The following is a 25298-nucleotide window of genomic DNA, read 5'->3' as shown; positions in this document are numbered from 1 at the left end:
GGGGATTATACGGATTTTGTACAATCCTCCTTTTTTGTACCCTTTTTTAGGTATATTACACGTATTGGGAGGTATATATGGATACGAGTGTAATGATAACTCTTGGCTTCTTGGTATTTGCCATCGTTATGTTTGCGTGGGAGAAAATTCCATTATCTATTACCGCTATGGTTGTAGCAGTAGGCTTGCATCTAAGTGGAGTTTTATCGGCTAAAGAAGCATTCGCCGGTTTTGTAGATCCAAACGTCTTACTATTTATGGGTATGTTTGTTATTGGTGAAGCCTTCTTTGCAACGGGTGTAGCAGTAGGGGTTGGTAATGTAGTTCATAAGTTTGCCAAAACTGAAACATCCTTACTTGTTGCTGTAATGATGATTACAGGTATTTTATCTGGTTTCTTATCTAATACTGGTACAGCTGCTGTACTGATTCCTGTAATTATCGGTATTTGTAAAAAAAGTGGTTTTAAACAAACTAAACTATTGATGCCTCTCGTATTTGCAGCGGCTATGGGTGGTAATATCTCTCTTATCGGCGCTCCTGGTAATATGATTGCTCAAGCAGGATTACAACAAGCAGGCTTAGGCTCCTTTAATTTCTTCGATTATGGTCTAGTAGGTTTACCAATCCTTATCGTAGGCACTATATTCTATGCTACAATTGGTAAACGTTTCTTACCAGATACTCCAAGTCATCAACCAGATGGTGCTTTTGAAGGTAATGATGATTATAGTCATGTGCCATCTTGGAAGAAATGGACTGCTGCAATCATATTGATTTTGACCGTCGCTGCTATGATTTTTGAAAAACAATTGGGCGTAAAACTTTATGTGAGTGCTTGGGTAGGTGCTCTCGTATTAGTAGCTACTAATGTTATTAGTGAAAGTGCAGCTGTTAGATCTATCGATATGAAAACGATCATGCTCTTCGCTGGCTCTATGGCCCTTGGGGATGCAATGGTTAAAACCGGTACTGGTTCTGTAATTGCAGATCTTATCGTAAACAGCCTTGGTGCTAGTCCATCTCCAATTGTTGTTCTAGTAGTAATCTTTGTGCTTGGTGTATTCATGACGAACTTTATGTCTAATACTGCTACCTGTGCATTATTGGTACCAATCGGTCTTAGCTTAGCATCTCAATTGGGATTCGATCCAAAAGCGGTGCTTGCAGCTATCGTAATCGCTAGCTCCTTAGCATATGCTACCCCAATTGGTATGCCTGCGAATACTATGGTATACAACATTGCTGGTTATAGCTTCATGGATTATGTGAAAGCTGGTTTGCCGCTCATCGTTGTATCTAGTATAGTAGCGCTTATATTGTTACCAATTTTATTCCCATTTTAATGAGATAATATAAGTTTTTTAGAAAGAGCCCTAATGTATGTTGCATTAGGGCTCTTTCTCATATGTGCAATAGGTAGTGATAAACGTATTAGATAATATAATTTAGCTATTAGATGTTTTAGATGTATTATACGTATTATACGTATTTGACGTATTAGATTTTCTATACGTCTTAGACATCTTAGATCTATTAGTTATATTACTAAAATTGTTAAGGATTAATATTAGACATACGTAATACTTTCATATATAATAGATTACTGTAGTTGTACAAATATACATCTACAGTAGACAATTAATATTAAATAGTAAATATTAGATAATATGTTTAAAGTTGTTATATAGTTGATAGATGGCCATGGTGCCGAGGAGGCTTTATGTTAAGCGATATTGAGATTGCCCAACAGAATGAGATGGAGAAGATTCAGGTTATTGCCGATAAATGTGGTTTAACACCTGATGATATTGAACAATATGGTCATTATAAAGCGAAGATTTCTTTTGATGCTATTCGTCGCTTAGAAGATAAGACAGATGGTAAATTGGTGTTAGTTACGGCTATTACACCGACGCCAGCAGGTGAAGGGAAGTCTACAACGAGCATTGGTCTTGTACAAGGCTTACAAAAAATTGGCAAAAATGCGATTGCCACATTGCGTGAGCCATCCTTAGGTCCTGTATTTGGCATTAAGGGTGGTGCAGCAGGTGGCGGTTACGCTCAAGTTGTACCAATGGATGATATTAACCTTCATTTTACAGGTGATATGCACGCTATTACAGCAGCTAATAATTTATTGTCCGCTATGATCGACAATCACATCCATCAAGGCAATGAATTGCAAATCGATTTGCGCCAATTATCTTGGACTCGTGTTTTAGATATGAATGACCGCGCCCTTCGTAATGTTACCGTAGCACTTGGCGGTAAAGTGTGTGGTTTCCCACGAGAAGATCACTTCATGATTACTGTTGCTTCTGAAATCATGGCTATTCTTTGCTTGGCTAAAGATTTAGAAGATTTGAAAGAACGTTTTGGTCGTATCGTTATCGGCTGTAATTTAGCAGGTGAGCCTGTTTATGTTCATCAGCTAGGTTGCCAAGGTGCGATGGCGCTTCTTATGAAAGACGCAATCAAGCCAAATTTAGTACAAACATTAGAACACACACCGGCTATCGTTCACGGTGGTCCATTTGCAAACATCGCTCATGGTTGTAACTCCATCGTAGCTACAAAGCTGGGTCTTAAATTAGGTGACATCGTAGTTACAGAAGCTGGCTTTGGTGCTGACTTAGGGGCTGAAAAGTTCCTCGACATCAAATGCCGTTACGGGGATATTTTCCCTGATACAATCGTTATCGTAGCTACATTGCGTGCTCTTAAAATGCATGGCGGTGTACCTAAACAAGAACTTAGCACTGAAAATGTTGAAGCTGTTACAAATGGTTTCAGCAATTTGCAAAAAGCCATCGAGAACATGCGTTACTTTAACGTACCTGTATTAGTAGCTATCAATAAATTTGCTACTGATACAGATGCAGAAATAGCTGAATTAACTCGTCTTTGCGATGAATTTGGCGTACCTGTAGAACTTAATGAATGTTGGGAAAAGGGCGGCGAAGGCGGCACTGACATGGCGAAAAAGGTCGTAGAGTTACTGGAAGGTCCTAAACCAACACCTAAATTTGTATATGATTTAGAAGATACTTTGGAAGAGAAAGTTATTAAAATCGTTAAAACTATTTATGGTGGCGATGGTGTTATCTTTGCGGACAAAGCTAAAAAACAAATTAAACAATTAGCAGATTGGGGCCTAGATCGTTTGCCTGTATGTATGGCAAAAACTCAATATTCCTTATCTGATAATCCAGCACTCTTAGGTGCTCCAACAGGCTTTACCATCACTGTATCCGATATTCGTGTAGCTAATGGTGCAGGCTTTATCGTATGCCGTACAGGTGATGTAATGGTTATGCCTGGCCTTCCTAAACGTCCTGCTGCACTTAATATGGATATTGAAGCAGACGGCACGATTAAAGGCTTATTCTAATATAAATTCTTTGTAGTAGACATTTTCTTAACTGCCTATTGGTAGTGTCTGCTTTCACTAGTTTATATAGTGTGTTACCTGTATATTTTTATAGAAATGACAAAGCGATAACAAGGATAGCTTGTTATCGCTTTTACATGAGGTCTTGTTATGAATTTAGTAGAACAACGTGTTGTAGATTTTGTAGCAGCTACTGCATCTAAAGAACCAACTCCAGGTGGTGGAGCCATTGCGGCCTTAACGGCTGCAACGGGGGCAGCATTAGCTGAAATGGTGGCGAATTTAACCTTTGGTAAAAAGGGATATGAAGATGTTCAATCTGACATGAAAGATCTTCAAGCTAAAGCGGAATCTATTCGTAATCGCATGCTCGAATTATCTCAAGCTGATGCAGATGTATTTAATATCTTTATGAATGCCTTAGGTTTGCCAAAGAATACAGATGAAGAAAAGTCTAAACGTACTGCCGCTATTCAACAAGCTTATAAAGATGCTGCAATGGTTCCCTTTGAAATCGGCGAGTTAGCCTATCAAATCTTTGATTTAGCAGAGCTAGCATCTAAAAAAGGTAATCAAAATCTTATTACTGATGGTATTATTGCTGCAATCAATGCACGTGCTGCAGTAAAGGCAGCATTCCTAAACGTACGTATTAATTTATCAGGTATTAAAGACGAAGCATTTGTAGTTGATATAACCGCAAAAATGAATGCTATTGAAACAGGTTTAGATGATAAAGAAGCGGCAATTATAGCGTTATATGTATAGCCAGCTCAAAATAGCAGTTTAAAACAGCAGATTAAAATAACAAGATATACGACTGTATATACTAATCAATAATACCCTGAACAATTTCGAACGATTAAGATTTTTAAAAATCTAATGTTCGGAAAAATATCGAAAGAGAACTTATTATTTCTTTTAAAAATAATGAGTTCTCTTTTTTCTATTGTTAAAATCCGAACGATAGTGTAAAATAAATGGGTGTTATTTCGAGGTTTGATGTAGGAGACATTATGACAGATCAAAAACAAATGAATACGGTCGATAGTATGTTGCCAATACCACAGCTCTTTGCCTTTGGTTTACAACACGTACTGGCCATGTATGCAGGTGCCGTTGCTGTACCTATTATTGTGGCACAGGCCATGAACTTACCTATGGAAGATTTGATTCGATTAATTACAGCGGACTTATTTACCTGCGGTATTGCCACATTAATCCAAACATTAGGCTTTGGTAAAATTGGTGGACGTATTCCGATGATCCAAGGTGTTACCTTTGCTTCTGTTGGCCCTATGGCCATGATTGGTGCTCAGCATGGTATGACTGCTATTTATGGTGCTATTATCGTAGCCGGTTTATTTACCTTCTTGATAGCCCCATTCTTTAGTCGTCTTATTCGCTTATTCCCACCGGTAGTTACAGGTACAATTATTACCATTATCGGTATTAACTTGATGCCAGTTGCTATTAATTGGATGGGCGGTGGTGTAGGTAATCCTCAATTTGGTAGTTTTACCAATATTGGACTAGGGTTCCTTACCTTCTTAATCGTCGTATTTGTTTATAAATTTGCCAAAGGATTCTTTAGTAATCTTTCTGTACTAATTGGTTTGATTGCAGGTACAGCGATTGCGTTTGCCATGGGGGTTACAAACTTTGATGAAGTAGGTCGTTCCCACTGGATTGCGTTTATTGAGCCTTTCTATTTCGGGTTACCAACCTTTGATTGGGCGTCTGTACTTTCCATGATTATCGTAATGCTCGTAGTTATGGTAGAAACAACTGGTGATAGTATCGCTATTGGTGAAATCGTAGATAAGCCAATTGGTCGTAAAGAACTTGCTTCTATTATTCGTGCTGATGGGGTATCTACAGTTATCGGTGGTATTCTTAATAGCTTCCCTTATACAGCATTCGCTCAAAACGTTGGTCTTATTGCCGTAACAGGTGTTAAGAGCCGCTTTGTTGTAGCTGCATCGGGTGTAATCTTAATTTTATTGGGATTATTCCCTAAATTAGCGGCTATCGTAGCTAGCATTCCCAATGCCGTGTTGGGCGGTGCTGGTATTGCCATGTTCGGCATGATCGTTGCTAGTGGTATTCGTTCCTTAGGCAAGGTTAGCTTTGAAGGCAACCATAATTTAATGCTTGTAGCTATCAGTGTTGGTGTAGCTATGATTCCAATTGCAGCGCCAAACTTTTATGCTAATTTCCCTGCGTGGGCACAAATTATTTTAAAATCTGGCATCACTTTCGGTAGTATTATGGCAATTTTGCTTAATTTACTACTTAATGGTGTTAATCGTGGTGACGAAATTAAAGAAATGGGTCGCAGATAAAAATTACTAAAAAAGAACTCTGTTCCTTAGGGCAGAGTTCTTTTTTTCGTGATTAAATTCACAGGGAAATTGTAAGAATACTATGTTATAATATATAGATAATTGTGAAAGTATTTTGTGATGCTTTTACCAAAATGAGAATCACAAGTATATTTTGCAATTAAATGTTTATATAAGTTATGTATATATGGTATGTTCCCATAAGAAGGGAAAGGTTACATGGCAGAAGGAAAAATTATTGCTATCTCCATTAGTGAGAAAAAAGGGCAGAAGAAACATAATATTGAGTCCGCTAATCTTATCGTAGATCATGGTATGGAAGGTGATGCTCACGCAGGCAATTGGCACCGCCAAATCAGTTTGCTTGGCATTGCAAGCATTGATCATATGCGTGCCCAAGGAGCGGATGTAAAACCTGGTGATTTTGCAGAAAATATCACCGTTGAAGGTATGGTGCTTTACGAATTGGCTGTAGGCACACAATTACAAATTGGTAACGATGTAATTCTTGAAATTACTCAAATTGGTAAGGAATGTCATCATGGCTGTGAAATCATGAAACAAGTAGGATCTTGTATCATGCCTACACAAGGCATTTTCGGTAAGGTTCTTAAAAATGGTACAATTCACGTAGGTGATGACGTATCTATTATTAAATAATTCTGTATTGGTAAACGAGGTGTGTTATGAAAGACGCATGGGGCCGTACAATTGAATATGTACGTCTGTCGCTGACAGATGCGTGTAATTTTTGTTGTCCCTATTGTCGACCTGCTGAAATTACACCTCAAAGTCAAACACAATTATTATCAGTTGATGAATGGATGACTATTTTAGATGCTTTCCATCGTATCGGAGTGAAAGCGGTACGTTTAACTGGTGGCGAGCCATTGCTATATCCTCATATTGAAGAGCTGTTAGAACGTATCAAAGCAACGGGTTGGTTTGAAGATATTTCCATGACTACTAATGGTAGTCTATTATCATCTCGTGCTCAACGGTTGAAAAAACTAGGCTTAAATCGTGTGAATATTAGCTTGGATTCCCTTGAAAGTGAAGCCTTTGCTACTTGTGTAGGTAAAGAGGGGCAACTTGAGTCCGTTCTTGAGGGGATTCGCAGTGCTATTAATGCTAACTTTAAGTCTGTAAAAATCAATACGGTTTTGTCTCGACATTGGTCTGATGATGAAGTTAAATCTTTATTACAATATGTAGAAAAGTGGCCTGTTGTATGGCGCTTTATTGAATACATGCCATTCCAAGGCGATGCATTCCATGGTCCAACCTTTGATGAATGGAAGGCTCAATTAGAACGTGTTAGTGGAGGTCCGCTTACAGAAGTACATTCCGTTTATGGCTTTGGCCCTGCTACGTACTTAGCGTTACCAAGTGGAAAGGCTATAGGCTTTATCTTTTCTATGTCTCATAGCTACTGCGATACATGTAATCGCGTTCGTCTTACATCAGATGGGCAAATGCGTTTATGCTTGTTGCGTGATGACGAGGCTGATCTAGTGTCGCTTGTCCGTAATGGTGTGACAGAAGAGGGTTTAGCTATGCATATTGAACGTGCGTTGCAACGTAAACAAGAACGTCATGATGGAATAGGGATGGAACAACCTGAACGTCCAATGTGGCGCATTGGAGGATAGTATGGGGTTTTTGGATTTTCTAAAACCAAGATCAAAGGAACATATTGAAGAATGCTGGCCTGGTGGCAAGATGCTTCAAGTCCATATCGAATATGATACTAAATCCTCTGTAATTACCTACAAGGGCCGTTATGGATTGCAATTTAATGTGCCAAAGGCTGATGTGACAAACATTATTATTAAAGAGGTAAGTCGTACGCATAGTGTTCTTCAACTATATAGTGGTGTTGACTGCGTAGGGACTAGTGATATTCTCCCTACGGAGGCTTGTAATACGATGAAGGATTGGCTAGGACAATATTGATGCATATGTTTTATAGGAATGTAATAAATATTCTTTACATTCCTATAAAATAGGCATATAATTAGTCGTGTCATGGACCACTAGCTCAGCTGGCAGAGCACCTGACTCTTAATCAGGGTGTCCAGGGTTCGAACCCCTGGTGGTCCACCAAAATAAACCCGCACAGTAGTGCGGGTTTTTCTTATTATTGCCTTTATATTATCTGTATATAATCTATTAGTAATATTAGGAGTACTGAAATGAAATTAGATGATGTAATGACTACACAAGAGGCTGGCGAAAGATGGAATGTACCAGCTGATTCTATTAAGCAATGCTGCTTAAAGAGATATGCAAATAAACAATTTACCGATGATGAAGCTAGAAAATCGGGCAAGAATTGGCTTGTAACTCGTCAAGGTATGGAACGGTTATATGGTGAAGAAAAGGATTGTTCTATCTAATGTATATATTATATATGACATCATTTTGACATCATTTTATTAAAAAATATGTAGAAATATAGGTAAATAATAAGCCTATAGAACAAATACCAAAAGAATATATGACCAATTGATATTTTAAGCTTTTAGTTTTCTCCTTTTCTGAAAGGTTTGTAATAGCTGAGATGAGTTTATTGGATATGGAATGTTTTATATCTTATAGACAATACGTGTTTAATAGCTTATGATTGCTATATAATAATTTTTCTCATTAGGAGGTAACGAATGGCAGTAGATGTTTCTAGAACACAAGATGTGTATAAAGATGCTGGACAAAGTGTAAACTTTACAACATTATTATTAAATCGTAAAGATCGTGATGCAGAGCTAGAAGTGATTCAAGATATGGCGGACCGCATTCAAGCCATTAAACGTTCTGTTAGCATTCGTGCAAATGGTGAAGGTTTGGGCATTGCTTTTGGTTTCAGCCGTAAAGCATGGGATTATTTATTCCCTAATGCACCTGTACCAAAAGAGTTAGAAGACTTCCAAGGTATTAAAGGTGATAAACAAGACGTACCAGCTGTAGCAGCTGATTTATTCTTACATGTACGTTCCAATGATGAGTCCGTAACATATACTGTAGTGGATCAAATTATGGAGTTCTTACGTCCTATTACATCTGTAGTAGATGAAACTCATGGCTTCCATTATGAACAAGGTCGCGCCATCATTGATTTCGTAGATGGTACTGAAAACCCTGTTGGTCAAGAAGCTGTAGAGTGGGGCGTTATTGGTGATGAAGATCCTGAATTCACTAATGGTTCTTATGCATTTGCTCAAAAATATGAACACGATCTTGATGCGTGGCGTGCTCTTCCTACAGAAATGCAAGAAAAGTTCATTGGCCGTCGTAAATTCAGCGATATTGAGTTAGAAGATGATGAAAAAGATCCAGCAGCTCATAATGTAGTGGCTCAAGATAATCGCGATGATAAAGAACATAAAATCGTGCGTATGAATGTACCGTTTGCTCAACCTGGCCAAGGTGTACGCGGTACATACTTTATCGGTTATGCTCGATACTGGGATGTAACTAAAACAATGCTTACTAATATGTTTACGCAAAACGATAAATTGCTTGATTATTCCAAACCTATTACAGGTATGCTCTTCTTCATTCCATCCCTTGATACATTGGATGCTATTGCAGAAGGCGAATTATAATCCGCATAGCTAGTTTATGCATGATTTATATGGTTTGTGATGCTCAGTTTTGTTAGCAGCATATAATTTGAGTGAAAATACCATATAAATTCTATAGAAGCGCTCCTTTTAGGGGCGCTTTTATGCTATAATAAATCTATTAAACTCGTAAAATCCATTGTAGTTATGAATGAGGTATTCCATGAATTATACTAGCACCCGCGGTACCGTTGCGGTAAATGAAACATATGCATTGTTGCACGGATTAGCAGAGGATGGTGGTCTATATGTACCATCTCTATTCCCTACAAACTGCTTAACTTACAATGATGTGAAAGATAAAAACTATCAAGAGGTAGCAGCTGTTGTATTAGCTAAGTTGTTCCCATGCTTCTCCGAAGCTCACTTAAATGAAATGATCAACTTTGCATACTCTGATGCTAATTTCAGTACTCGTGATATTGCACCATTGCATTCCTTATTAGAAAAGGTTTCTGTATTGGAATTATTTCACGGCCGTACACAAGCTTTCAAAGATATGGCATTGTCCTTATTCCCATATCTATTGGTGGCGGCAAAAGAAGCAGAAGGTGAGAAAAAAGAGGTTCTTATCTTAACGGCTACATCTGGTGATACTGGTAAAGCAGCTCTTGAAGGCTTTAAAGATGTGCCTGGTACACATATCCAAGTATTCTACCCAACAGATGGCGTAAGCCCTATGCAAGCAGAACAAATGCAAAAACAAGAAGGGGAGAACGTTAACGTAACGGCTATTCATGGTAACTTTGACGATGCTCAACAATTCTTGAAACGCTTATTCGTTGATAAGGCTACAGCAGAAGAGGTTGCTGAAAAAGGTGTAATGTTCTCTAGTGCGAACTCCATTAATATCGGTCGCTTAGCACCTCAAGTGGTGTACTATGTAAATGCCTATGCTGAGCTCGTAGCACAAGGTGCTATTCATGAAGACGAAGCTTTCAACGTAGTAGTACCAACAGGTAACTTTGGTAATATCTTGGCTGCTTACTATGCTAAAAAAATGGGTATTCCTATTGGTAAATTGATTTGTGCATCCAACCAAAACAATGTGCTCACTGAGTTCTTTGAAACTGGCACATACGATATGAATCGTCCATTCTATACAACGATTTCTCCATCTATGGATATTCTTGAATCCTCCAACTTTGAACGTTTCTTGTACTATATCTCTGGTGAGGATAGTGAACGTACAGCTGGTTGGATGAAAGATCTTAAAGCAACAGGTAAATTGACTGTAAATGAAGAAGAGTTCAGTCGCGTTAAAGCTAATTTCGCAGGTGCTTACGTTGATGATGAAGAAACAAAAGCCATCATTGAACAAGTATACAATTCCTATGGTTATGTAATGGACCCTCATACGGCGGTAGCTATGGGTGCATACATGAAGGAATTAGAAAAACATCCTGAAGATGGTGCACGCCATACAATTATTGCATCTACTGCACATCCATTTAAATTCCCTACAGCCATTTGTGAGGCTTTAGATATCAAAGTGGGTGACACACCGTATGAAAGCTTAGATAATATTTCTGCTGTAACGGGTGTTGCATTCCCTAAACAATTGGAAGCTTTGAAATCTAAACCATTGCGTTTCACAAAAGCAATCGATAAAGAGAATATGAAACAAGAAATTCTTGATTTTGTAAATACGTTCTCTAAATAATACGATGCCGCCTTTCGTTAGAAGGGCGGCATATATTTTATTTTGGTTTTGTGAACTCTGTATCTCCTGTATATCGGATTGCTCATATAGATACTACAGGACAGTAACTATGTAGTTACATTATGGTAGAAGTGTATAGGGAGGTAGTATGGCTAAAAAAGGCCTTATGTACGCATTGTTATCGGCTCTTTTGTTGAGTACGATGAATTTATTTGTAAAGATGCTAGGCTCTAATATTCCTTCTGGGGAAATTGCCTTTTTCCGTGGCTTATTTGGTACTGTAGCGGTTCTTATCGTTATGTATACCCAAGGTATCCGATTCTCTAAAGAGGATAGAGGACATCTCCTAATGCGCGGTTTATACGGCGGCTTTGGCATGGTTTGTAACTTTATTGCATTGGTGCATTTAAAGTTATCTGATGCAACGATTTTATTTCAAACATCAGGTATATTTGTATTGATATTTAGCGCCTTATTTCTTAAGGAACGGGTACCTAAAGGGGCTGGGAAGTGGCTTCTTTTGATCTTCGTAGCTGTAATGGTTATGGTAAATCCATTTAGCTTTACCGGCTTCACTTGGTTTGCCTTAGTAGCTATTTTAGGGGCTGCTTTATCTGCGGCTGCGTATACAACGATTCGCCTTATATCTAAGCGAGGTAAGCATAGCAATTTCGAAATTATGGCGTATTTTATGATTACAGGTATGATTGCAGGGCTTGTTACAACTGATAAACTCGTTATGCCTCAAGGCACAGATTGGCTTATCATCTTGGCGATTGGTGGTATTAGTGTGGTGGCTCAGTTCTTCTTGACTGGTGCCTTTGTTACCACAAATGCTGTAGTGGCACAATTCTTACAATATGTTGGTGTATTCATCAATTCCTTCTACGGCTTCTTGTTCTTTGGTGAAAGCTTATCTGTTGAAACTATAGGCGCTGGTGTAGCGATGTTCCTATCTTCTGTTATGTTGGCGCGCCTTAAAGAACAAAGTGGACCATTACAAGAAGGAAAGGTTATAGAGGATAAAATTAAATAATTGTCGAATCGTAGGTCGCCGTATTATTCAATTCTTAGAACCGGATATGATACGGCCCGAATTTATTGCTGTTGTAGAACGGGTTAAAGCGTTTTCCTTAGGTGTAAACATATAATAGTATATATAGGACTATAAATTATTTTTTCTAATTAATAGAGTTTAACCGATGTAGGATTAGACTCTATTTTTTACGTATTCTAAGTAGGATTTCGAAGAACTATATAATGATATGGTGCGAAAAGTACGCATGAATACTAATTTATTACAATTTTAGATAGATCTATGAAAAACTATATTAAATAAATTCGAAAAACTACATCGAAAAATATTGACATCTCTTCATCTTTCCTTTATGATTAGTACAGTTATTAACGCATTCTCAATTAAGTGTATCTAGGAGTAGTGAGAAATGAAACAATTTTTGAACGATTTTAAAGCTTTTGCATTCAAAGGTAACATGATGGACCTAGCTATTGGTATGATTATTGGGGCTGCTTTCACAGCGTTGGTTAACTCCGTTGTAAGCAACTTGTTCATGCCTATTATCAGCTTGTTCACAGGCGGTATTGATTTCAGTAACTTGTACTTGCCATTAAATGCTGCATCTAAAGATGCATTCATGGCTGGTGCTGATATTAATACAGCTCGTGCAGTTGGTTCTGTATTGCCATACGGTACATTCATTACTGATTTGATTCAATTCTTAATCTTGGCGTTCGTTGTGTTCTTGATGGTTCGCGCATTAGCTAAAATGATGAAAAACGCGAAAGAAGAAGAAGCTGCTGAAGCACCTACAACTAAAGAATGTCCATTCTGTAAAACAGAAATTCACATTGATGCAGTTAAATGTCCTAACTGTACAGCAGATTTGAAATAATTCAAATTTAAAGCTACATAAAAGGAGTAAGGCTTAGGCCTTACTCCTTTTTGTTGTATTACGCCAGCTTTCTAGTATAAAATATAAGTATATAATAGAATATATAATATTAACTTTAACGCGAAATTCTTGTGCGTGTATTATAAGACGTTTTTGGAGGACTTATACAATGGAAAAAAAACCTCTAGTTGTTGTAAACGGTTTAGTCCGTAAAGATGCAATTGCTTATTTAAAAGAGCACGTAGATGTGCGCCAATGGACTGAAAAGACTGTAATGCCTCGTGAGACATTAAAGGAATGGCTCGTTGATGCGGATGGTTTGTGGTGTGTTCGCCCTTTAGATGTAGATGGTGATCTTGTAAAAAATGCACCTAATTTAAAGGTTATTGCTCAGGCCGCTGTTGGTTATGATAATGTAAAAATTGATGAATTAACGGCAGCAGGCATTCCTTATGGCAATACGCCAGGTGTTCTTAATGAAACCGTAGCAGAGCTTGCTTTTACATTGATTGCCACTGCTAGTCGTCGTATTCTGGAAAATGCTAATTTCGTAAAAGAAGGACGTTGGGCTCAAAGACCATCTAATATTAAAGGCTTTGATTTGAGTCGCCGTACCCTTGGTATTATTGGGATGGGGGCTATTGGTGTATCTATTTCTCGTCGTGCTCGTGCATTCGGTATGACTGTGGTATACCATAATCGTAATCAGCGTATTGATGACAAGATTCATAAAACTACGTATATGGAATTAGATGACTTATTAGCTACTAGTGATGTAGTTTGTGTGATGGCTCCACTAACAGATGAAACATATCACATGTGTGATGAAGCATTCTTCAAAAAAATGAAGAATACTGCTTTGTTTGTTAATGTTGGCCGTGGTCCTATCGTTGATACAGATGCTCTGATTAATGCCTTAAAAACAGGTGAAATCGATTACGCAGCACTTGACGTAACTGATCCAGAGCCATTGCCAGCAGATCATCCATTATTGGATGTTGAGAACTGTCTTATCGTACCACATATTGGTTCTTATACTGATCGTACGCGTTATGATATGTCTATTTTGACAGCTGACAATATTATTGCTGGCGTTCATAAGAAACCATTAAAGACCTGTGTTAATGAAGAAGTTAACTATAAGAAACCAGAAATGGATGTAGAGTCTGCCTTAGAAGAGCTTAAAAAAGCTGGTATAGACTTAGCTGATTTCGACTAATATCACAAGACCTCAAAAGATATGCGGTATTATGCAAAATATGGTAAAATAAAAGAATATTTATCCTATGGAGGTTAGAACGTTGGAACATAAAGATATTGAAAAAACTGTAGCTCCTGAAGAAGTTGTATCTGTTAACTTTATCGAAGCTATCATCAACAAAGATAACGAAACTGGCAAATACGGTGGTCGTGTGTTAACTCGCTTCCCACCAGAACCAAATGGTTACTTACATATTGGTCATGCTAAATCTATTTGTCTTAACTTTGGTATTGGCAAACAGTACAATGGCTTAACAAATCTTCGTTTTGATGATACGAATCCTGCAAAAGAAGATGTTGAATACGTAAACTCCATCATGGAAGATGTAAAATGGCTCGGCTTTGATTGGGCTGATGAACCACGTTATGCATCTGACTATTTTGGTCAAATGTACGAATATGCTAAGAAATTAATCACTCTTGGCAAAGCGTATGTAGATGATCAAACGGCTGATGAAATTAAACAAACTCGTGGCGATTTCTCTACACCTGGTGTTAATAGCCCATACCGCGATCGTAGCGTAGAAGAAAACTTGAAACTCTTCGAAGAAATGAAAGATGGTAAATACGCTGATGGTGAAAAGGTATTGCGTGCAAAAATCGACATGGCCCATCCTAATATCGTTATGCGTGACCCTGTTATTTATCGTATTGTAAATGCAGAACATCATAATACAGGCAATGAGTGGAAGATTTACCCTATGTATGACTTTGCTCATCCTATTGAAGATGCTATCGAACGTGTTACACACTCTATCTGTACTTTAGAGTTTGAAGTTCATCGTCCATTGTATGATTGGGTACTTGAGGATTGGGATGATACTGAAATTCCGCAACAAATTGAGTTTGCTCGTTTAAATGTAACTAAAATGGTTATGTCCAAACGTAAATTGCGTGCACTTGTGGAAGCTGGTCTCGTAGCTGGCTGGGATGATCCTCGTATGCCTACTATTTCTGGTTTACGTCGTCGTGGTTACACGCCAGAAGCAATTCGTGATTTCTGTGATCGCATTGGCGTCGCTAAAGCTGATAGCGTTGTTGATATTGCTTTGCTTGAGTTCTGTATCCGTGAAGATTTAAAACTCAAAGCTACACGTCCTATGGTAGTTATTGATCCTGTGAAAGTTGTTATTACGAACTATCCAGAAGGTCAAACTGAACTTTGCACAGTTGAAAATAATCCAGAAAATGAAGAGTTGGGTAACCGTGAAGTTGTATTCGGTCGTGAAATCTACATTGAACGCAATGACTTTATGGAAGAGCCAGTTAAGAAATTCTTCCGCTTGGCACCAGGTAAAGAAGTACGCTTAAAAGGTGCATACTTCATTACATGTACTGATGTTATTAAAGATGAAAATGGCAATATTACAGAAATACACTGTACATATGATCCAGAAACTAAGAGCGGTAGCGGTTGCACTCGTAAGGTAAAAGGGACATTGCACTGGGTTGAAGCATCTACTGCAGTAGATATTGAATCTCGCTTATATGATTATTTACTTAAAGAAGATTCCGATGGTAAAGACTTCTTGGGCGATTTCAACCATGACTCCTTACAAGTATTCCATAGTAAAGGGGAAGCATGTCTTGCTAATACCGTGCCAGGAGACCATTTCCAATTCTTGCGCCAAGGTTACTTTGTAACTGATAAAGATAGCACACCAAATCATATCGTAATGAACCGTATTGTTGGTTTACGCGATAGCTGGGCTAAGGCACAAAAGAAATAATTTAGTCAGTCATATACGTTGCTAAGATAATGATAAAGAACCGCTCCACTAAGGGCGGTTCTTTACTACTGTGTTGTTACTATAAATGTTGAGTGTTTGTGACATTAACATTTCACTAGAGGAGACATATGAAAAAATTAGTATTACTTGCTACTGCAGCTGCTGTATTAGTATCTGTTCCAGCAATAGGTTCTGCAGCAAACATTAAGTCCGTTTTGAATAAAAGTCAAACTGTAACATATCAAGGTGTTAAATTATCTGAAGGTGTTACAATGTATCAAAATAATCCTAAAGCACTTTTTGCAGGCGATGCAAAAAAAGATATTAAATCTGTGCTTATAGAAGCGGGTGCTACCTCTACTAATGTATATACATTGAATATTAAAAACGAAAATGAAATGAACTATGCTGTATATGGTGATGTAGTATTAGGAAAGCAATTATCTGGTCGCATGAGTGAAACTAAGCATGTCAATGCAGATCCATCTTCACTAGGTGCACTTGCCTCTGCTATTAATAAGGGGGATAGTCCAATCCTTGGTACTTTCACAGTTGTAACGCCATTAGCTAAACAAGGTAATGTATACGAAGGAATATTAAAATATAAAAGTGTAGCTAATAATAATTCTTATAATGAAGTTTTGCATATTAGCCTTTTTGATGATAAATATACTGGTCCGAATGCACGTTTTATAGCTATAAATGAAGCTAATGATGCTGCGATATTCCCTAAAGTTAAGACTTTGCTAACGGTTAAAAAATAAATAATTATTGAAAATATATATCAATTATTCTTGACAATTTTTCTCATCAAGAGTACTATTGGCATATAGGAATTATTCTCATTAGAGAAAGTTCTAACGATGTGCAACAGGCAGGTACTATTATGATGAATTCAATTGACCATATCATTGGATATCATTGTGCACCGGCAATTCGAGGTATTAAGCTTTCGAACTTGGTTTCTATTCCACGGGACATGAATGAACAAATCCAATTTGTATTGACAGAATATAATAAAGAGTTCAATGAAAAAGGATTGTTCTTCTTTGAATTATGTCGCTGTAAAGCGCGTAGACTATTATTGGTATTCCGTGAGAAACAATTACGAGACTATGTGCGGCAACCTGCAGTTATGACATTTTTGAAAGCCTACGGTTATCATGATCGCATGAGCATTATGGAGATGCTTGAGCACCTAAGATATCGTATGGAAGCAAGTATTGATTTTCCACATGAAATCGGCGTATTTCTAGGTTATCCGTTAAATGATGTGAAATATTTTATTTCTCGTCGTGGTAGTGGATATCGTATGTGTGGAGAGTGGAAAGTATACCATGATGTGGTAGATGCAAAGCGCTCTTTCTTATGTTACAAAGCATGTCGTGAATTTTGTCAAACTCAATTGATGTTGGGAAAAACATTTAGTTCATTGGTCGCAAGAACGGCCTAGGAGGTACAAGATGATTGGTGTAATTTATTGGTCCGGTACAGGCAATACAGAACAAATGGCTCAAGCAGTAGCTGAAGGTATCAAAGTTGCAGGTCAAGAAGTTGAAGTAAAATCTGTTTCTGAAGTATCCGTAGATGACGCAGCAGCTTACGAAAAATTAGCTCTTGGCTGTGCTGACATGGGTGCAGAACAATTAGAAGAAGGCGAATTTGAACCATTCTACACAGAATTAGAAGCTAAATTGGGTGGCAAAAAAGTAGCAATCTTTGGCTCCTATGGTTGGGGTGGTACTTGGTTGGAAGACTGGGGCACTCGCATTAAAGACGCTGGTGGCGAATTAGTAGCTGATGGCGTGGCAATCTTGGGTGAACCTGATGATGATGGTAAAGCACAATGTGAAGAATTGGGTAAAACATTAGCAAACGCATAATTTACTCTTAGCCATTAACATAAATCCTAACAGATAACAGTATATAAAGGCTGTAATAACGATATGTCGTTATTACAGCCTTTTTTGTATGCAATAAGGAGATTATTTACACTTACTATGTATATAGACGTAACTCTTTGATAGTTATAAATAGTAGGAATATTTATAAAATATATATATGCATAATGACATAGCAGATAGAATTAATACATATAAAAATATAGATATACATTGATTTTTATAGAATTTGAATAGATTTAATTATATAGATGTGATAGTACAAAGGTCATTAAAAATTTTTATAACAGCCGGTTTGTGTGATGGAAATAACAGGGAGTGTATATGTTTGTAACAATGGATGTATGTATCTGTATGTTTATAAATAACTTTAATGCATAATAGCGTTGCATTTTTGTATACATAGACCTATAATTTAAGTAAGGAACCTAACAAAAAATTAGGTTGATACAAAAATAGTTAGAATTATTCTCATAATGCTAACTATGTAAGCGGACTGAAGTTATTTAGACCATAAAGTTAACCGATACCGATGAGAGGGAGGTTATCTCAATGAGTACATTGGAACGGCTAAAAGTAATAGCCCATGGATTGGCCATACAATTCGGACCATCTTGTGAAGTACTAATACATGACTTACAAGGAGATCTCGATACATCACTTGTATATATAGAAAATGGTACGATAACAAATCGTCATGTTGGTGATGGTCCATCACATGTGGTTTTAGATGTACTCAACTATGATGATGGTAGTGAAGGTAGATTTGGGTATCTAACAAAAACTAAGGATGGACGAATATTAAAATCTTCTACAATGTATATCCGTGATGATAATGGCAATATTGATTACCTATTAGGAATTAATCAGGATATCACAGAGTTTGTTATGATGCATCGATCACTTGAAAGTCTTATAGGGATAGGCCAAGCAGAGAATGGCACTGTTGAAAAAATTACTACAAGTGTATCGGAACTATTAGATGATTTACTACTAGAAGCAGAACGATTAGTTGGCAAACCTGGACCACTCATGAATAAAGTAGAGCGACTAAAAGCTATTAGCTACTTAAATGAAAAAGGGGCTTTTCTTATCTCTAAATCTTCAGAAAAGATTGCGGAGTATTTCAATATTTCTAAGTTTACTCTTTATAGTGATTTAAATACTGTAAAGGAAGAATCCTAGGAGGCAAATATGGACCGAATTCAGTGGAAACGTAATACGATGGCACCATCTAGTGACAAGTTTTTGTCCGTTATGGATGTTAGAGAAATTAAGAAAGCAAAAGCGTTTCATGAAAGTTTTCCACAGTATAGTGTAACTCCACTAGTATCGCTAGAAAAATTAGCAGATTATATCGGTGTTAATTCTCTCTTTGTAAAAGATGAATCTTACCGCTTTGGCTTAAATGCGTTTAAGGTATTAGGCGGCTCTTATGCAATGGCAAAATATGTAGCTCAACAAACTGGTAAAAATGTTGAAGATGTACCATATGATGTATTAACTTCTCCACAATTAAAAGAAGAATTCGGACAAGCTACATTCTTTACAGCTACTGATGGTAACCACGGACGTGGCGTAGCCTGGGCTGCTAATAAATTAGGTCAAAAAGCAGTAGTGTTCATGCCTAAAGGCTCTACAGAATATCGTAGAAAACAAATTGAAAATGAAGGTGCTACCGTAACAATCGAAGAATTCAACTACGATGAATGTGTACGGTTAGCAACTAAAAAATCTAAAGAAGTTCCAAATGGTGTTGTAGTTCAAGATACAGCATGGGAAGGTTATGAAGAAATTCCAAACTGGATCATGCAAGGCTATGGCACAATGGCTATGGAAACGGCAAATCAGTTAGAATCTGAAAACTGTAAGGTACCAACTCATGTATTTGTACAAGCTGGTGTAGGTTCCCTAGCAGGTGCTGTAGTAGGTTATTTCACTAATTTATACAGCAATGCAGCTAAGAAACCTAAATTAGTGGTTGTAGAAGCTGAAGCAGCAGCTTGCTTATATAAAGGGGCTGTAGCTGATGATGGTAATCCTCGTATCGTTGAGGGTGATTTAGAAACAATCATGGCTGGACTTGCATGTGGTGAACCAAATACAGTTTCATGGGATATTTTGAGAAACCATGCGGATGTATTCGTATCTGCTCCTGATTGGGTAGCAAGACTTGGGATGCGCGTTGGTGGTGCACCGATTAAAGGTGATACACCAATCACTACAGGTGAATCTGGTGCAGTTCCACTAGGTCTTGTAACGGCAATTATGACAATGCCAGAATATGAAGACTTACGCAAGGAATTAGAATTAGATGCGTCTTCAAAGGTGCTCTGCTTCTCCACTGAAGGTGATACAGACCCTGAAAGATATAAAAACATTATGTGGTATGGTGAAGATCGTTAGGAGGCATTAATTATGGATTTACAAGCAATTAAACAAGCAGCAGCAACTTATGGACCAGCGATGACCAAGTTCTTACGTGAAATCGTAGCATTCCCTGGTGAAAGTGCAGAAGAAAAAGAGCACGTTCAACGCATTGAAAAAGAAATGAAAGATCTTGGCTTCGACGAAGTTGAAGTAGACCCAATGGGTAACATTCTTGGTTACATGGGTACTGGTAAAACACTTATTGCCTTCGACGCTCATATCGATACAGTAGGTATTGGTAATCGCGATAACTGGAATTTCGATCCTTATGAAGGTTTCGAAGATGAAACTAAAATCGGTGGTCGTGGTGTATCCGACCAATTAGGTGGTATCGTATCCGCTGTATACGGCGCTAAAATCATGAAAGACTTAGGTCTTTTAAGTGATAAATATCGCGTACTTGTTGTAGGTACAGTTCAAGAAGAAGACTGCGATGGTCTTTGCTGGGAATACATGATTAAAGAACGCAATATTCGTCCTGAATTCGTAGTATCCACTGAACCAACTGACGGCGGTATCTACCGTGGCCAACGTGGTCGTATGGAAATCCGCGTTGACGTACAAGGCGTATCTTGCCATGGCTCCGCTCCTGAACGCGGTGACAACGCAATTTACAAAATGGCAGATATTCTTCAAGATATTCGTGACTTGAATGCTAACTCTGCTGATGAAAGCACAGCAATTAAAGGCCTTGTAAAAATGCTTGATCCTAAATTCAACCCAGACCACTACGAAGAAGCTCGCTTCTTAGGTCGCGGTACAGTAACTACTTCCCAAATCTTCTACACTTCTCCAAGCCGTTGTGCAGTAGCTGACTCTTGCGCCGTTTCTTTGGACCGTCGTATGACAGCTGGCGAAACATGGCAATCCTGCTTGGCAGAAATTGAAGCTTTACCACATGTTAAAGAATATGGTGCAAAAGTATCCATGTACGAATATGCTCGTCCATCCTGGACTGGTTTGACATATCCAATCGAATGTTACTTCCCAACTTGGGTAATTCCTAAAGATCACAAAGTAACAGAAGCTTTGGAAGAAGCATACACTAGCTTATATGGTAACGAACGTATCGGCGCCGAAGATACAGTTGAAATGCGTAAAGCTCGCCCATTGACTGATAAATGGACATTCTCCACAAATGGTGTTTCCATCATGGGTCGTAACGGCATCCCTTGCATCGGCTTCGGTCCTGGCGCAGAAGCACAAGCACATGCTCCTAACGAAATTACATGGAAACAAGATCTTGTAACATGTGCGGCTGTATATGCATTATTGCCATCCGTATACTGTAAAGACTAATATCATATACATTGAATTAGATCTCTTTAAAACGGAAATCACTAGAACATAGTTCATAACTACAAATTTAATATGGTACCTCACCATTGGGTGAGGTACCGTATAAAGTTAGATCCTAAGTAGCCCTTTAGGGAATTGAAAGAGAGGACTTACAGATGACAGACTTCAATAAAAGTATTGAAACTTTAAAAGACTTAGACGTTAGCAAAATGTACGGCGAAGATTTCTTCCTTACATGGGAAAAATCTGAAGATGAATTAAAAGGTGTTTGGGCAGTAGCAGATGCATTACGAGCTCTTAGAGAACGCAATATTTCCACTAAAGTATTTGACAGTGGCCTTGGTATTTCTTTATTCCGCGATAATTCTACAAGAACTCGTTTCTCCTTCGCCTCCGCTTGTAACTTGTTAGGTCTTGAAGTTCAAGATTTGGATGAAGGTAAATCCCAAATTGCTCACGGTGAAACAGTTCGTGAAACAGCGAATATGATCTCCTTCATGGCTGACGTTATCGGTATCCGTGATGATATGTACATCGGTAAAGGTAATGCTTACATGCATCAAGTATCTGATGCAGTTAAAGAAGGTCATGAAGATGGCGTATTAGAACAACGTCCTACACTTGTAAACTTACAATGTGATATCGACCATCCAACACAAATCATGGCTGATGCGGCTCATATCATCAAAGAATTCGGTGGTGTAGAAAATCTTAAAGGCAAAAAACTTGCTATGACTTGGGCTTACTCTCCATCTTATGGTAAACCTTTATCCGTACCTCAAGGTGCTATTGGTTTATTCACTCGTTTAGGTATGGAAGTTGTATTAGCACATCCTGAAGGCTATGAAGTAATGCCAGAAGTTGAAGAAATCGCTAAGAAACAAGCTGAAGAAAGCGGCGGTTCCTTCCGTAGAACTAACGACATGAAGGATGCTTTCAAAGATGCAGATATCGTATATCCTAAGAGCTGGGCTCCATTTGGTGCGATGGAAAAACGTACGAAATTGTATGGCGAAAACGACCATGAAGGCATTAAAGCATTAGAAAAAGTTCTTCTTGAAGAAAATGGTAAACATAAAGATTGGGCATGTACTGAAGAGATGATGAGTCTCACTAAAGACGGTAAAGCTCTTTACTTACATTGCTTACCAGCAGATATTACAGGTGTAAGTTGTGAAGAAGGCGAAGTAGACGCAACAGTATTCGATCGCTATCGCGTACCTCTTTATAAAGAAGCAAGCTACAAACCATATGTTATTGCAGCTATGATCTTCTTAAGCAAATTTAAGAATCCTGTAGAAACCTTAAAAGAATTAGAACGGAAGGGAACTGATCGAGTTCAACCGTAAAGTAAACTTTAGGGGCCATCCGTGTTGATGGCCCCTTTTTATTCTTAATAGTTTGTTATGAGGCATAACATGAAAAAAAGAGTTGTAGTAGCGTTGGGTGGGAATGCATTAGGTAATTCCCTTCCGGAACAAAAAATTGCAGTAAAAAGTACAGCTAAAACGATTATTGATTTAGTAGAAGCTGATTGTGATGTGGTAGTAACTCATGGCAATGGTCCTCAAATTGGTATGATCAACAATGCGATGGCTGCATTGACACGTGAAGTAGAAGGCCAACCAAATACACCATTGTCCGTATGTGTGGCTATGAGCCAAGCATATATCGGGTATGACTTACAAAATGCCCTTCACGAAGAGTTGTTAAATCGTGGTATTGAACATTTGCCAACCATGACAATGGTTACGCAAGTATTAGTTGACCAAAATGACCCTGGATTCCAAAATCCAACAAAACCAATCGGTCACTTTATGACTAAAGAAGAAGCTGAATACGCAGAAAAAAATTACGATTACGTTGTAAAAGAAGATTCTGGTCGCGGATATCGCCGTGTAGTAGCATCTCCAGCACCTCAGGAAATTATCGAAATTGAAGCGATTAAAGGCTTGGTAGGGAAACAATTAATCGTTGCTTGTGGTGGTGGCGGTATCCCTGTAACTAGAGAGGGCAATGAACTTCATGGTGCAGCAGCCGTTATCGATAAAGACTGGACAAGTAGTTTATTGGCCCAAGAAATTGATGCAGATGTTCTCGTTATCTTAACAGCTGTTGAAAAAGTAGCCATTAATTTTGGTAAAGAAAATGAAAAATGGCTAGATGAAATAACCGTGGCAGATGCGAAAAAATATGCAGCAGCAGGCGAATTTGCAGAAGGCTCTATGAAACCTAAGGTAGAAGCAGCTATTGCTTTTGCAGAATCTAAAAAAGGCCGTGTTTCCATTATTACATTATTAGAAAAATCTAAGGATGGTATAGCAGGAAAAACAGGTACGCGTATCGTATTATAATAATATATGGATTTATAAGTATGCATCCAACGTTTCGTTGGGGAGGTGCCCTATGATTATATTAGGAAAAGGTACTGTAATTACTCGCGATACTGATAGACCTATCATTTATGATGGTGCTGTTGTTATTGACGGAACTCAGATTATAGATATTGGTACATATGATGAATTATGCAAACAATATAAAGATGCAGAAATTATTGATGCTCATGGCGGTTTGATTATGCCAGGCTTTATAAATGCACATCATCATATTTACTCTGCTCTTGCACGCGGCTTATCCTTGCCTGGTCCAGCACCAACTAACTTTGGTGAAATTTTAGAAGGACTCTGGTTCTATTTAGATAATAAATTGACAGCTCCAGATGTGAAAGCTAGTGCATTACTTACATATTTAGGCTGTATTGAAAATGGTGTAACTACTATTTTTGACCACCATGCAAGTTATGGTGAAACTGCTAATAGTTTATCTGTAATTGCTGATGTAGCTAAACAGTTCGGTGTTCGTTCTTGTTTATGCTATGAAGTCTCTGATCGTAACGGTGTTGACCAAATGAAAGCTGCTGTTGCAGAAAATGTGCGTTTTGGTAAAGAAGCGAAAAAAGATCCATCTAGACTCGCTGCTATGATGGGCTTACATGCATCCTTCACGTTAAGTTCTGAAACATTAGATTATGTGAAAGCACAAAATGAAGACAAGTTAGGTTATCACGTTCATGTTGCTGAAGGCCCTGAAGATGTGGCAGATAGTAAAGAAAAATATGGCATGACACCGGTGAGACGACTTGTAGAGGCAGGAATTTTAGGTCCTAAGAGTATTGCAGGTCACTGCGTACATGTAACTGATCAAGATGTGGAATTATTGAAAGAATCTCAAGCTAAGGTTGTACATAATCCAGAAAGTAACATGGGTAATGCAGTAGGCACAACAGATATCTTAAAACTATTAGGTGCAGGTATCACAGTTGGTCTTGGTACAGATGGTTATACAAATGACATGCTCGAATCTTACAAAGTGGCAAATTGCCTTGTAAAACATGAGCAACATAAACCATATGTAGGTTGGGGCGAAGTTCCTCATATGCTATTCGAAAACAACCGTAAAATGGCGAATGAATTCTTCGATACTACAGTTGGCATCCTTAAAAAAGGTGCCGCAGCTGACGTAATCGTTCTTGATTACGCAGCACCAACGCCACTTGATGAAAATAACATCAATGGTCACTTATTATTCGGTGCTAATGGTATGTATGTGGTAACAACTATTAGTGATGGTGTACCACGTATGATCGATCGTAAGTTACAAGGCATCGACAAAGCTGAAGTAATGAATGAAGTTTTAGCAACATCTAAAGGTTTATGGAAACGACTAAACCCATAACACAA

23 protein-coding genes and 1 tRNA gene are annotated in these 25298 nt (G+C 38.1%); all 24 read left to right on the top strand.

Features of this window, described 5'->3' with window-relative positions; translation table 11 throughout:
- Positions 1–77 precede the first annotated feature (77 nt).
- The 24 genes from VCHSUH03_RS03765 (at position 78) to ssnA (ending at position 25293) form a co-directional block, all read left to right on the top strand.
- The gene (locus tag VCHSUH03_RS03765; RefSeq protein WP_105085993.1) at positions 78–1346 is read left to right on the top strand and encodes an SLC13 family permease; all 1269 of its coding nucleotides are present in this window, start codon (positions 78–80) and stop codon (positions 1344–1346) included.
- A gap of 377 nt (positions 1347–1723) precedes the next feature.
- On the top strand, positions 1724–3394 hold the full coding sequence (locus tag VCHSUH03_RS03760) for a formate--tetrahydrofolate ligase (protein WP_105085992.1): 1671 nt from the start codon (positions 1724–1726) through the stop codon (positions 3392–3394).
- Between the two features lie 150 nt (positions 3395–3544).
- Positions 3545–4162: a cyclodeaminase/cyclohydrolase family protein gene (locus VCHSUH03_RS03755; protein WP_105085991.1), complete on the top strand. Its 618-nt coding sequence runs from the start codon at positions 3545–3547 to the stop codon at positions 4160–4162.
- A gap of 248 nt (positions 4163–4410) precedes the next feature.
- Entirely contained in the window at positions 4411–5739 is a 1329-nt protein-coding gene (locus VCHSUH03_RS03750; protein ID WP_105094109.1) for a nucleobase:cation symporter-2 family protein, read from the top strand.
- A 219-nt stretch (positions 5740–5958) separates the two neighbouring features.
- Positions 5959–6399 (top strand): MOSC domain-containing protein, encoded by a 441-nt coding sequence (locus VCHSUH03_RS03745; protein ID WP_105094108.1) that lies wholly within the window; start codon positions 5959–5961, stop codon positions 6397–6399.
- Positions 6400–6425: 26 nt separating this feature from the next.
- Positions 6426–7391 carry a GTP 3',8-cyclase MoaA gene (gene moaA, locus VCHSUH03_RS03740; RefSeq protein WP_105094107.1) on the top strand — a complete coding sequence of 322 codons (966 nt, stop codon included), beginning with the start codon at positions 6426–6428 and terminating at the stop codon, positions 7389–7391.
- 1 nt (position 7392) lies between these two features.
- A complete protein-coding gene (locus VCHSUH03_RS03735; protein WP_105094106.1) occupies positions 7393–7695 on the top strand; it encodes a hypothetical protein in 303 nt (100 codons plus the stop codon).
- A 74-nt stretch (positions 7696–7769) separates the two neighbouring features.
- Positions 7770–7845 (top strand) — tRNA-Lys (locus tag VCHSUH03_RS03730).
- 89 nt (positions 7846–7934) lie between these two features.
- Positions 7935–8138, top strand: a complete 204-nt coding sequence (locus VCHSUH03_RS03725; protein ID WP_105094105.1) for a helix-turn-helix domain-containing protein — start codon at positions 7935–7937, stop codon at positions 8136–8138.
- A 264-nt stretch (positions 8139–8402) separates the two neighbouring features.
- Positions 8403–9344 carry a Dyp-type peroxidase gene (locus tag VCHSUH03_RS03720; RefSeq protein WP_105094104.1) on the top strand — a complete coding sequence of 314 codons (942 nt, stop codon included), beginning with the start codon at positions 8403–8405 and terminating at the stop codon, positions 9342–9344.
- Between the two features lie 181 nt (positions 9345–9525).
- Positions 9526–11025 carry a threonine synthase gene (gene thrC, locus VCHSUH03_RS03715; RefSeq protein ID WP_105094103.1) on the top strand — a complete coding sequence of 500 codons (1500 nt, stop codon included), beginning with the start codon at positions 9526–9528 and terminating at the stop codon, positions 11023–11025.
- A 148-nt stretch (positions 11026–11173) separates the two neighbouring features.
- Complete coding sequence (locus VCHSUH03_RS03710; protein WP_105094102.1) at positions 11174–12061, top strand: DMT family transporter; 888 nt, start codon at positions 11174–11176, stop codon at positions 12059–12061.
- A 409-nt stretch (positions 12062–12470) separates the two neighbouring features.
- Positions 12471–12938, top strand: a complete 468-nt coding sequence (mscL, locus tag VCHSUH03_RS03705; protein ID WP_105094101.1) for a large conductance mechanosensitive channel protein MscL — start codon at positions 12471–12473, stop codon at positions 12936–12938.
- Between the two features lie 169 nt (positions 12939–13107).
- Positions 13108–14157 carry a 2-hydroxyacid dehydrogenase gene (locus VCHSUH03_RS03700; protein ID WP_105089462.1) on the top strand — a complete coding sequence of 350 codons (1050 nt, stop codon included), beginning with the start codon at positions 13108–13110 and terminating at the stop codon, positions 14155–14157.
- An 82-nt stretch (positions 14158–14239) separates the two neighbouring features.
- Positions 14240–15928, top strand: coding sequence for a glutamine--tRNA ligase/YqeY domain fusion protein (locus VCHSUH03_RS03695; RefSeq protein ID WP_105094100.1), 1689 nt, complete (start codon positions 14240–14242; stop codon positions 15926–15928).
- A 128-nt stretch (positions 15929–16056) separates the two neighbouring features.
- The gene (locus VCHSUH03_RS03690; protein WP_105094099.1) at positions 16057–16692 is read left to right on the top strand and encodes a hypothetical protein; all 636 of its coding nucleotides are present in this window, start codon (positions 16057–16059) and stop codon (positions 16690–16692) included.
- 101 nt (positions 16693–16793) lie between these two features.
- Positions 16794–17381 carry a DUF3793 family protein gene (locus tag VCHSUH03_RS03685; RefSeq protein WP_105094098.1) on the top strand — a complete coding sequence of 196 codons (588 nt, stop codon included), beginning with the start codon at positions 16794–16796 and terminating at the stop codon, positions 17379–17381.
- A gap of 10 nt (positions 17382–17391) precedes the next feature.
- A complete protein-coding gene (locus VCHSUH03_RS03680; RefSeq protein WP_105094097.1) occupies positions 17392–17811 on the top strand; it encodes a flavodoxin in 420 nt (139 codons plus the stop codon).
- Positions 17812–18381: 570 nt separating this feature from the next.
- Positions 18382–19014 (top strand): helix-turn-helix transcriptional regulator, encoded by a 633-nt coding sequence (locus VCHSUH03_RS03675; protein WP_105085934.1) that lies wholly within the window; start codon positions 18382–18384, stop codon positions 19012–19014.
- Between the two features lie 9 nt (positions 19015–19023).
- Positions 19024–20235 (top strand): diaminopropionate ammonia-lyase, encoded by a 1212-nt coding sequence (dpaL, locus tag VCHSUH03_RS03670; RefSeq protein ID WP_105094096.1) that lies wholly within the window; start codon positions 19024–19026, stop codon positions 20233–20235.
- 12 nt (positions 20236–20247) lie between these two features.
- Positions 20248–21558 carry a YgeY family selenium metabolism-linked hydrolase gene (locus VCHSUH03_RS03665; RefSeq protein WP_060924011.1) on the top strand — a complete coding sequence of 437 codons (1311 nt, stop codon included), beginning with the start codon at positions 20248–20250 and terminating at the stop codon, positions 21556–21558.
- A 155-nt stretch (positions 21559–21713) separates the two neighbouring features.
- On the top strand, positions 21714–22907 hold the full coding sequence (gene ygeW, locus VCHSUH03_RS03660) for a knotted carbamoyltransferase YgeW (RefSeq protein ID WP_105089457.1): 1194 nt from the start codon (positions 21714–21716) through the stop codon (positions 22905–22907).
- Between the two features lie 69 nt (positions 22908–22976).
- Positions 22977–23912, top strand: a complete 936-nt coding sequence (gene arcC / locus VCHSUH03_RS03655; protein ID WP_105085932.1) for a carbamate kinase — start codon at positions 22977–22979, stop codon at positions 23910–23912.
- Between the two features lie 52 nt (positions 23913–23964).
- The gene (gene ssnA / locus VCHSUH03_RS03650) at positions 23965–25293 is read left to right on the top strand and encodes a putative aminohydrolase SsnA (RefSeq protein ID WP_105094095.1); all 1329 of its coding nucleotides are present in this window, start codon (positions 23965–23967) and stop codon (positions 25291–25293) included.
- The last annotated feature ends 5 nt before the right edge of the window (positions 25294–25298 follow it).

The organism is Veillonella infantium (assembly GCF_002959895.1).
GTDB classification, from domain to species: Bacteria; Bacillota; Negativicutes; order Veillonellales; family Veillonellaceae; genus Veillonella; species Veillonella infantium.
The sequence above is the reverse complement of the archived record's forward strand: the minus strand, read 5'-3'. Positions and strand labels throughout refer to the sequence as shown.

Bases quoted from the DNA above. Each gene is read 5' to 3' on its own strand.
- VCHSUH03_RS03765 (WP_105085993.1), top strand. From the start codon at position 78: ATGGATACGAGTGTAATGATAACTCTTGGCTTCTTGGTATTTGCCATC.
- VCHSUH03_RS03760 (WP_105085992.1), top strand. From the start codon at position 1,724: ATGTTAAGCGATATTGAGATTGCCCAACAGAATGAGATGGAGAAGATT.
- VCHSUH03_RS03755 (WP_105085991.1), top strand. From the start codon at position 3,545: ATGAATTTAGTAGAACAACGTGTTGTAGATTTTGTAGCAGCTACTGCA.
- VCHSUH03_RS03750 (WP_105094109.1), top strand. From the start codon at position 4,411: ATGACAGATCAAAAACAAATGAATACGGTCGATAGTATGTTGCCAATA.
- VCHSUH03_RS03745 (WP_105094108.1), top strand. From the start codon at position 5,959: ATGGCAGAAGGAAAAATTATTGCTATCTCCATTAGTGAGAAAAAAGGG.
- moaA (WP_105094107.1), top strand. From the start codon at position 6,426: ATGAAAGACGCATGGGGCCGTACAATTGAATATGTACGTCTGTCGCTG.
- VCHSUH03_RS03735 (WP_105094106.1), top strand. From the start codon at position 7,393: ATGGGGTTTTTGGATTTTCTAAAACCAAGATCAAAGGAACATATTGAA.
- VCHSUH03_RS03725 (WP_105094105.1), top strand. From the start codon at position 7,935: ATGAAATTAGATGATGTAATGACTACACAAGAGGCTGGCGAAAGATGG.
- VCHSUH03_RS03720 (WP_105094104.1), top strand. From the start codon at position 8,403: ATGGCAGTAGATGTTTCTAGAACACAAGATGTGTATAAAGATGCTGGA.
- thrC (WP_105094103.1), top strand. From the start codon at position 9,526: ATGAATTATACTAGCACCCGCGGTACCGTTGCGGTAAATGAAACATAT.
- VCHSUH03_RS03710 (WP_105094102.1), top strand. From the start codon at position 11,174: ATGGCTAAAAAAGGCCTTATGTACGCATTGTTATCGGCTCTTTTGTTG.
- mscL (WP_105094101.1), top strand. From the start codon at position 12,471: ATGAAACAATTTTTGAACGATTTTAAAGCTTTTGCATTCAAAGGTAAC.
- VCHSUH03_RS03700 (WP_105089462.1), top strand. From the start codon at position 13,108: ATGGAAAAAAAACCTCTAGTTGTTGTAAACGGTTTAGTCCGTAAAGAT.
- VCHSUH03_RS03690 (WP_105094099.1), top strand. From the start codon at position 16,057: ATGAAAAAATTAGTATTACTTGCTACTGCAGCTGCTGTATTAGTATCT.
- VCHSUH03_RS03680 (WP_105094097.1), top strand. From the start codon at position 17,392: ATGATTGGTGTAATTTATTGGTCCGGTACAGGCAATACAGAACAAATG.
- VCHSUH03_RS03675 (WP_105085934.1), top strand. From the start codon at position 18,382: ATGAGTACATTGGAACGGCTAAAAGTAATAGCCCATGGATTGGCCATA.
- dpaL (WP_105094096.1), top strand. From the start codon at position 19,024: ATGGACCGAATTCAGTGGAAACGTAATACGATGGCACCATCTAGTGAC.
- VCHSUH03_RS03665 (WP_060924011.1), top strand. From the start codon at position 20,248: ATGGATTTACAAGCAATTAAACAAGCAGCAGCAACTTATGGACCAGCG.
- ygeW (WP_105089457.1), top strand. From the start codon at position 21,714: ATGACAGACTTCAATAAAAGTATTGAAACTTTAAAAGACTTAGACGTT.
- arcC (WP_105085932.1), top strand. From the start codon at position 22,977: ATGAAAAAAAGAGTTGTAGTAGCGTTGGGTGGGAATGCATTAGGTAAT.
- ssnA (WP_105094095.1), top strand. From the start codon at position 23,965: ATGATTATATTAGGAAAAGGTACTGTAATTACTCGCGATACTGATAGA.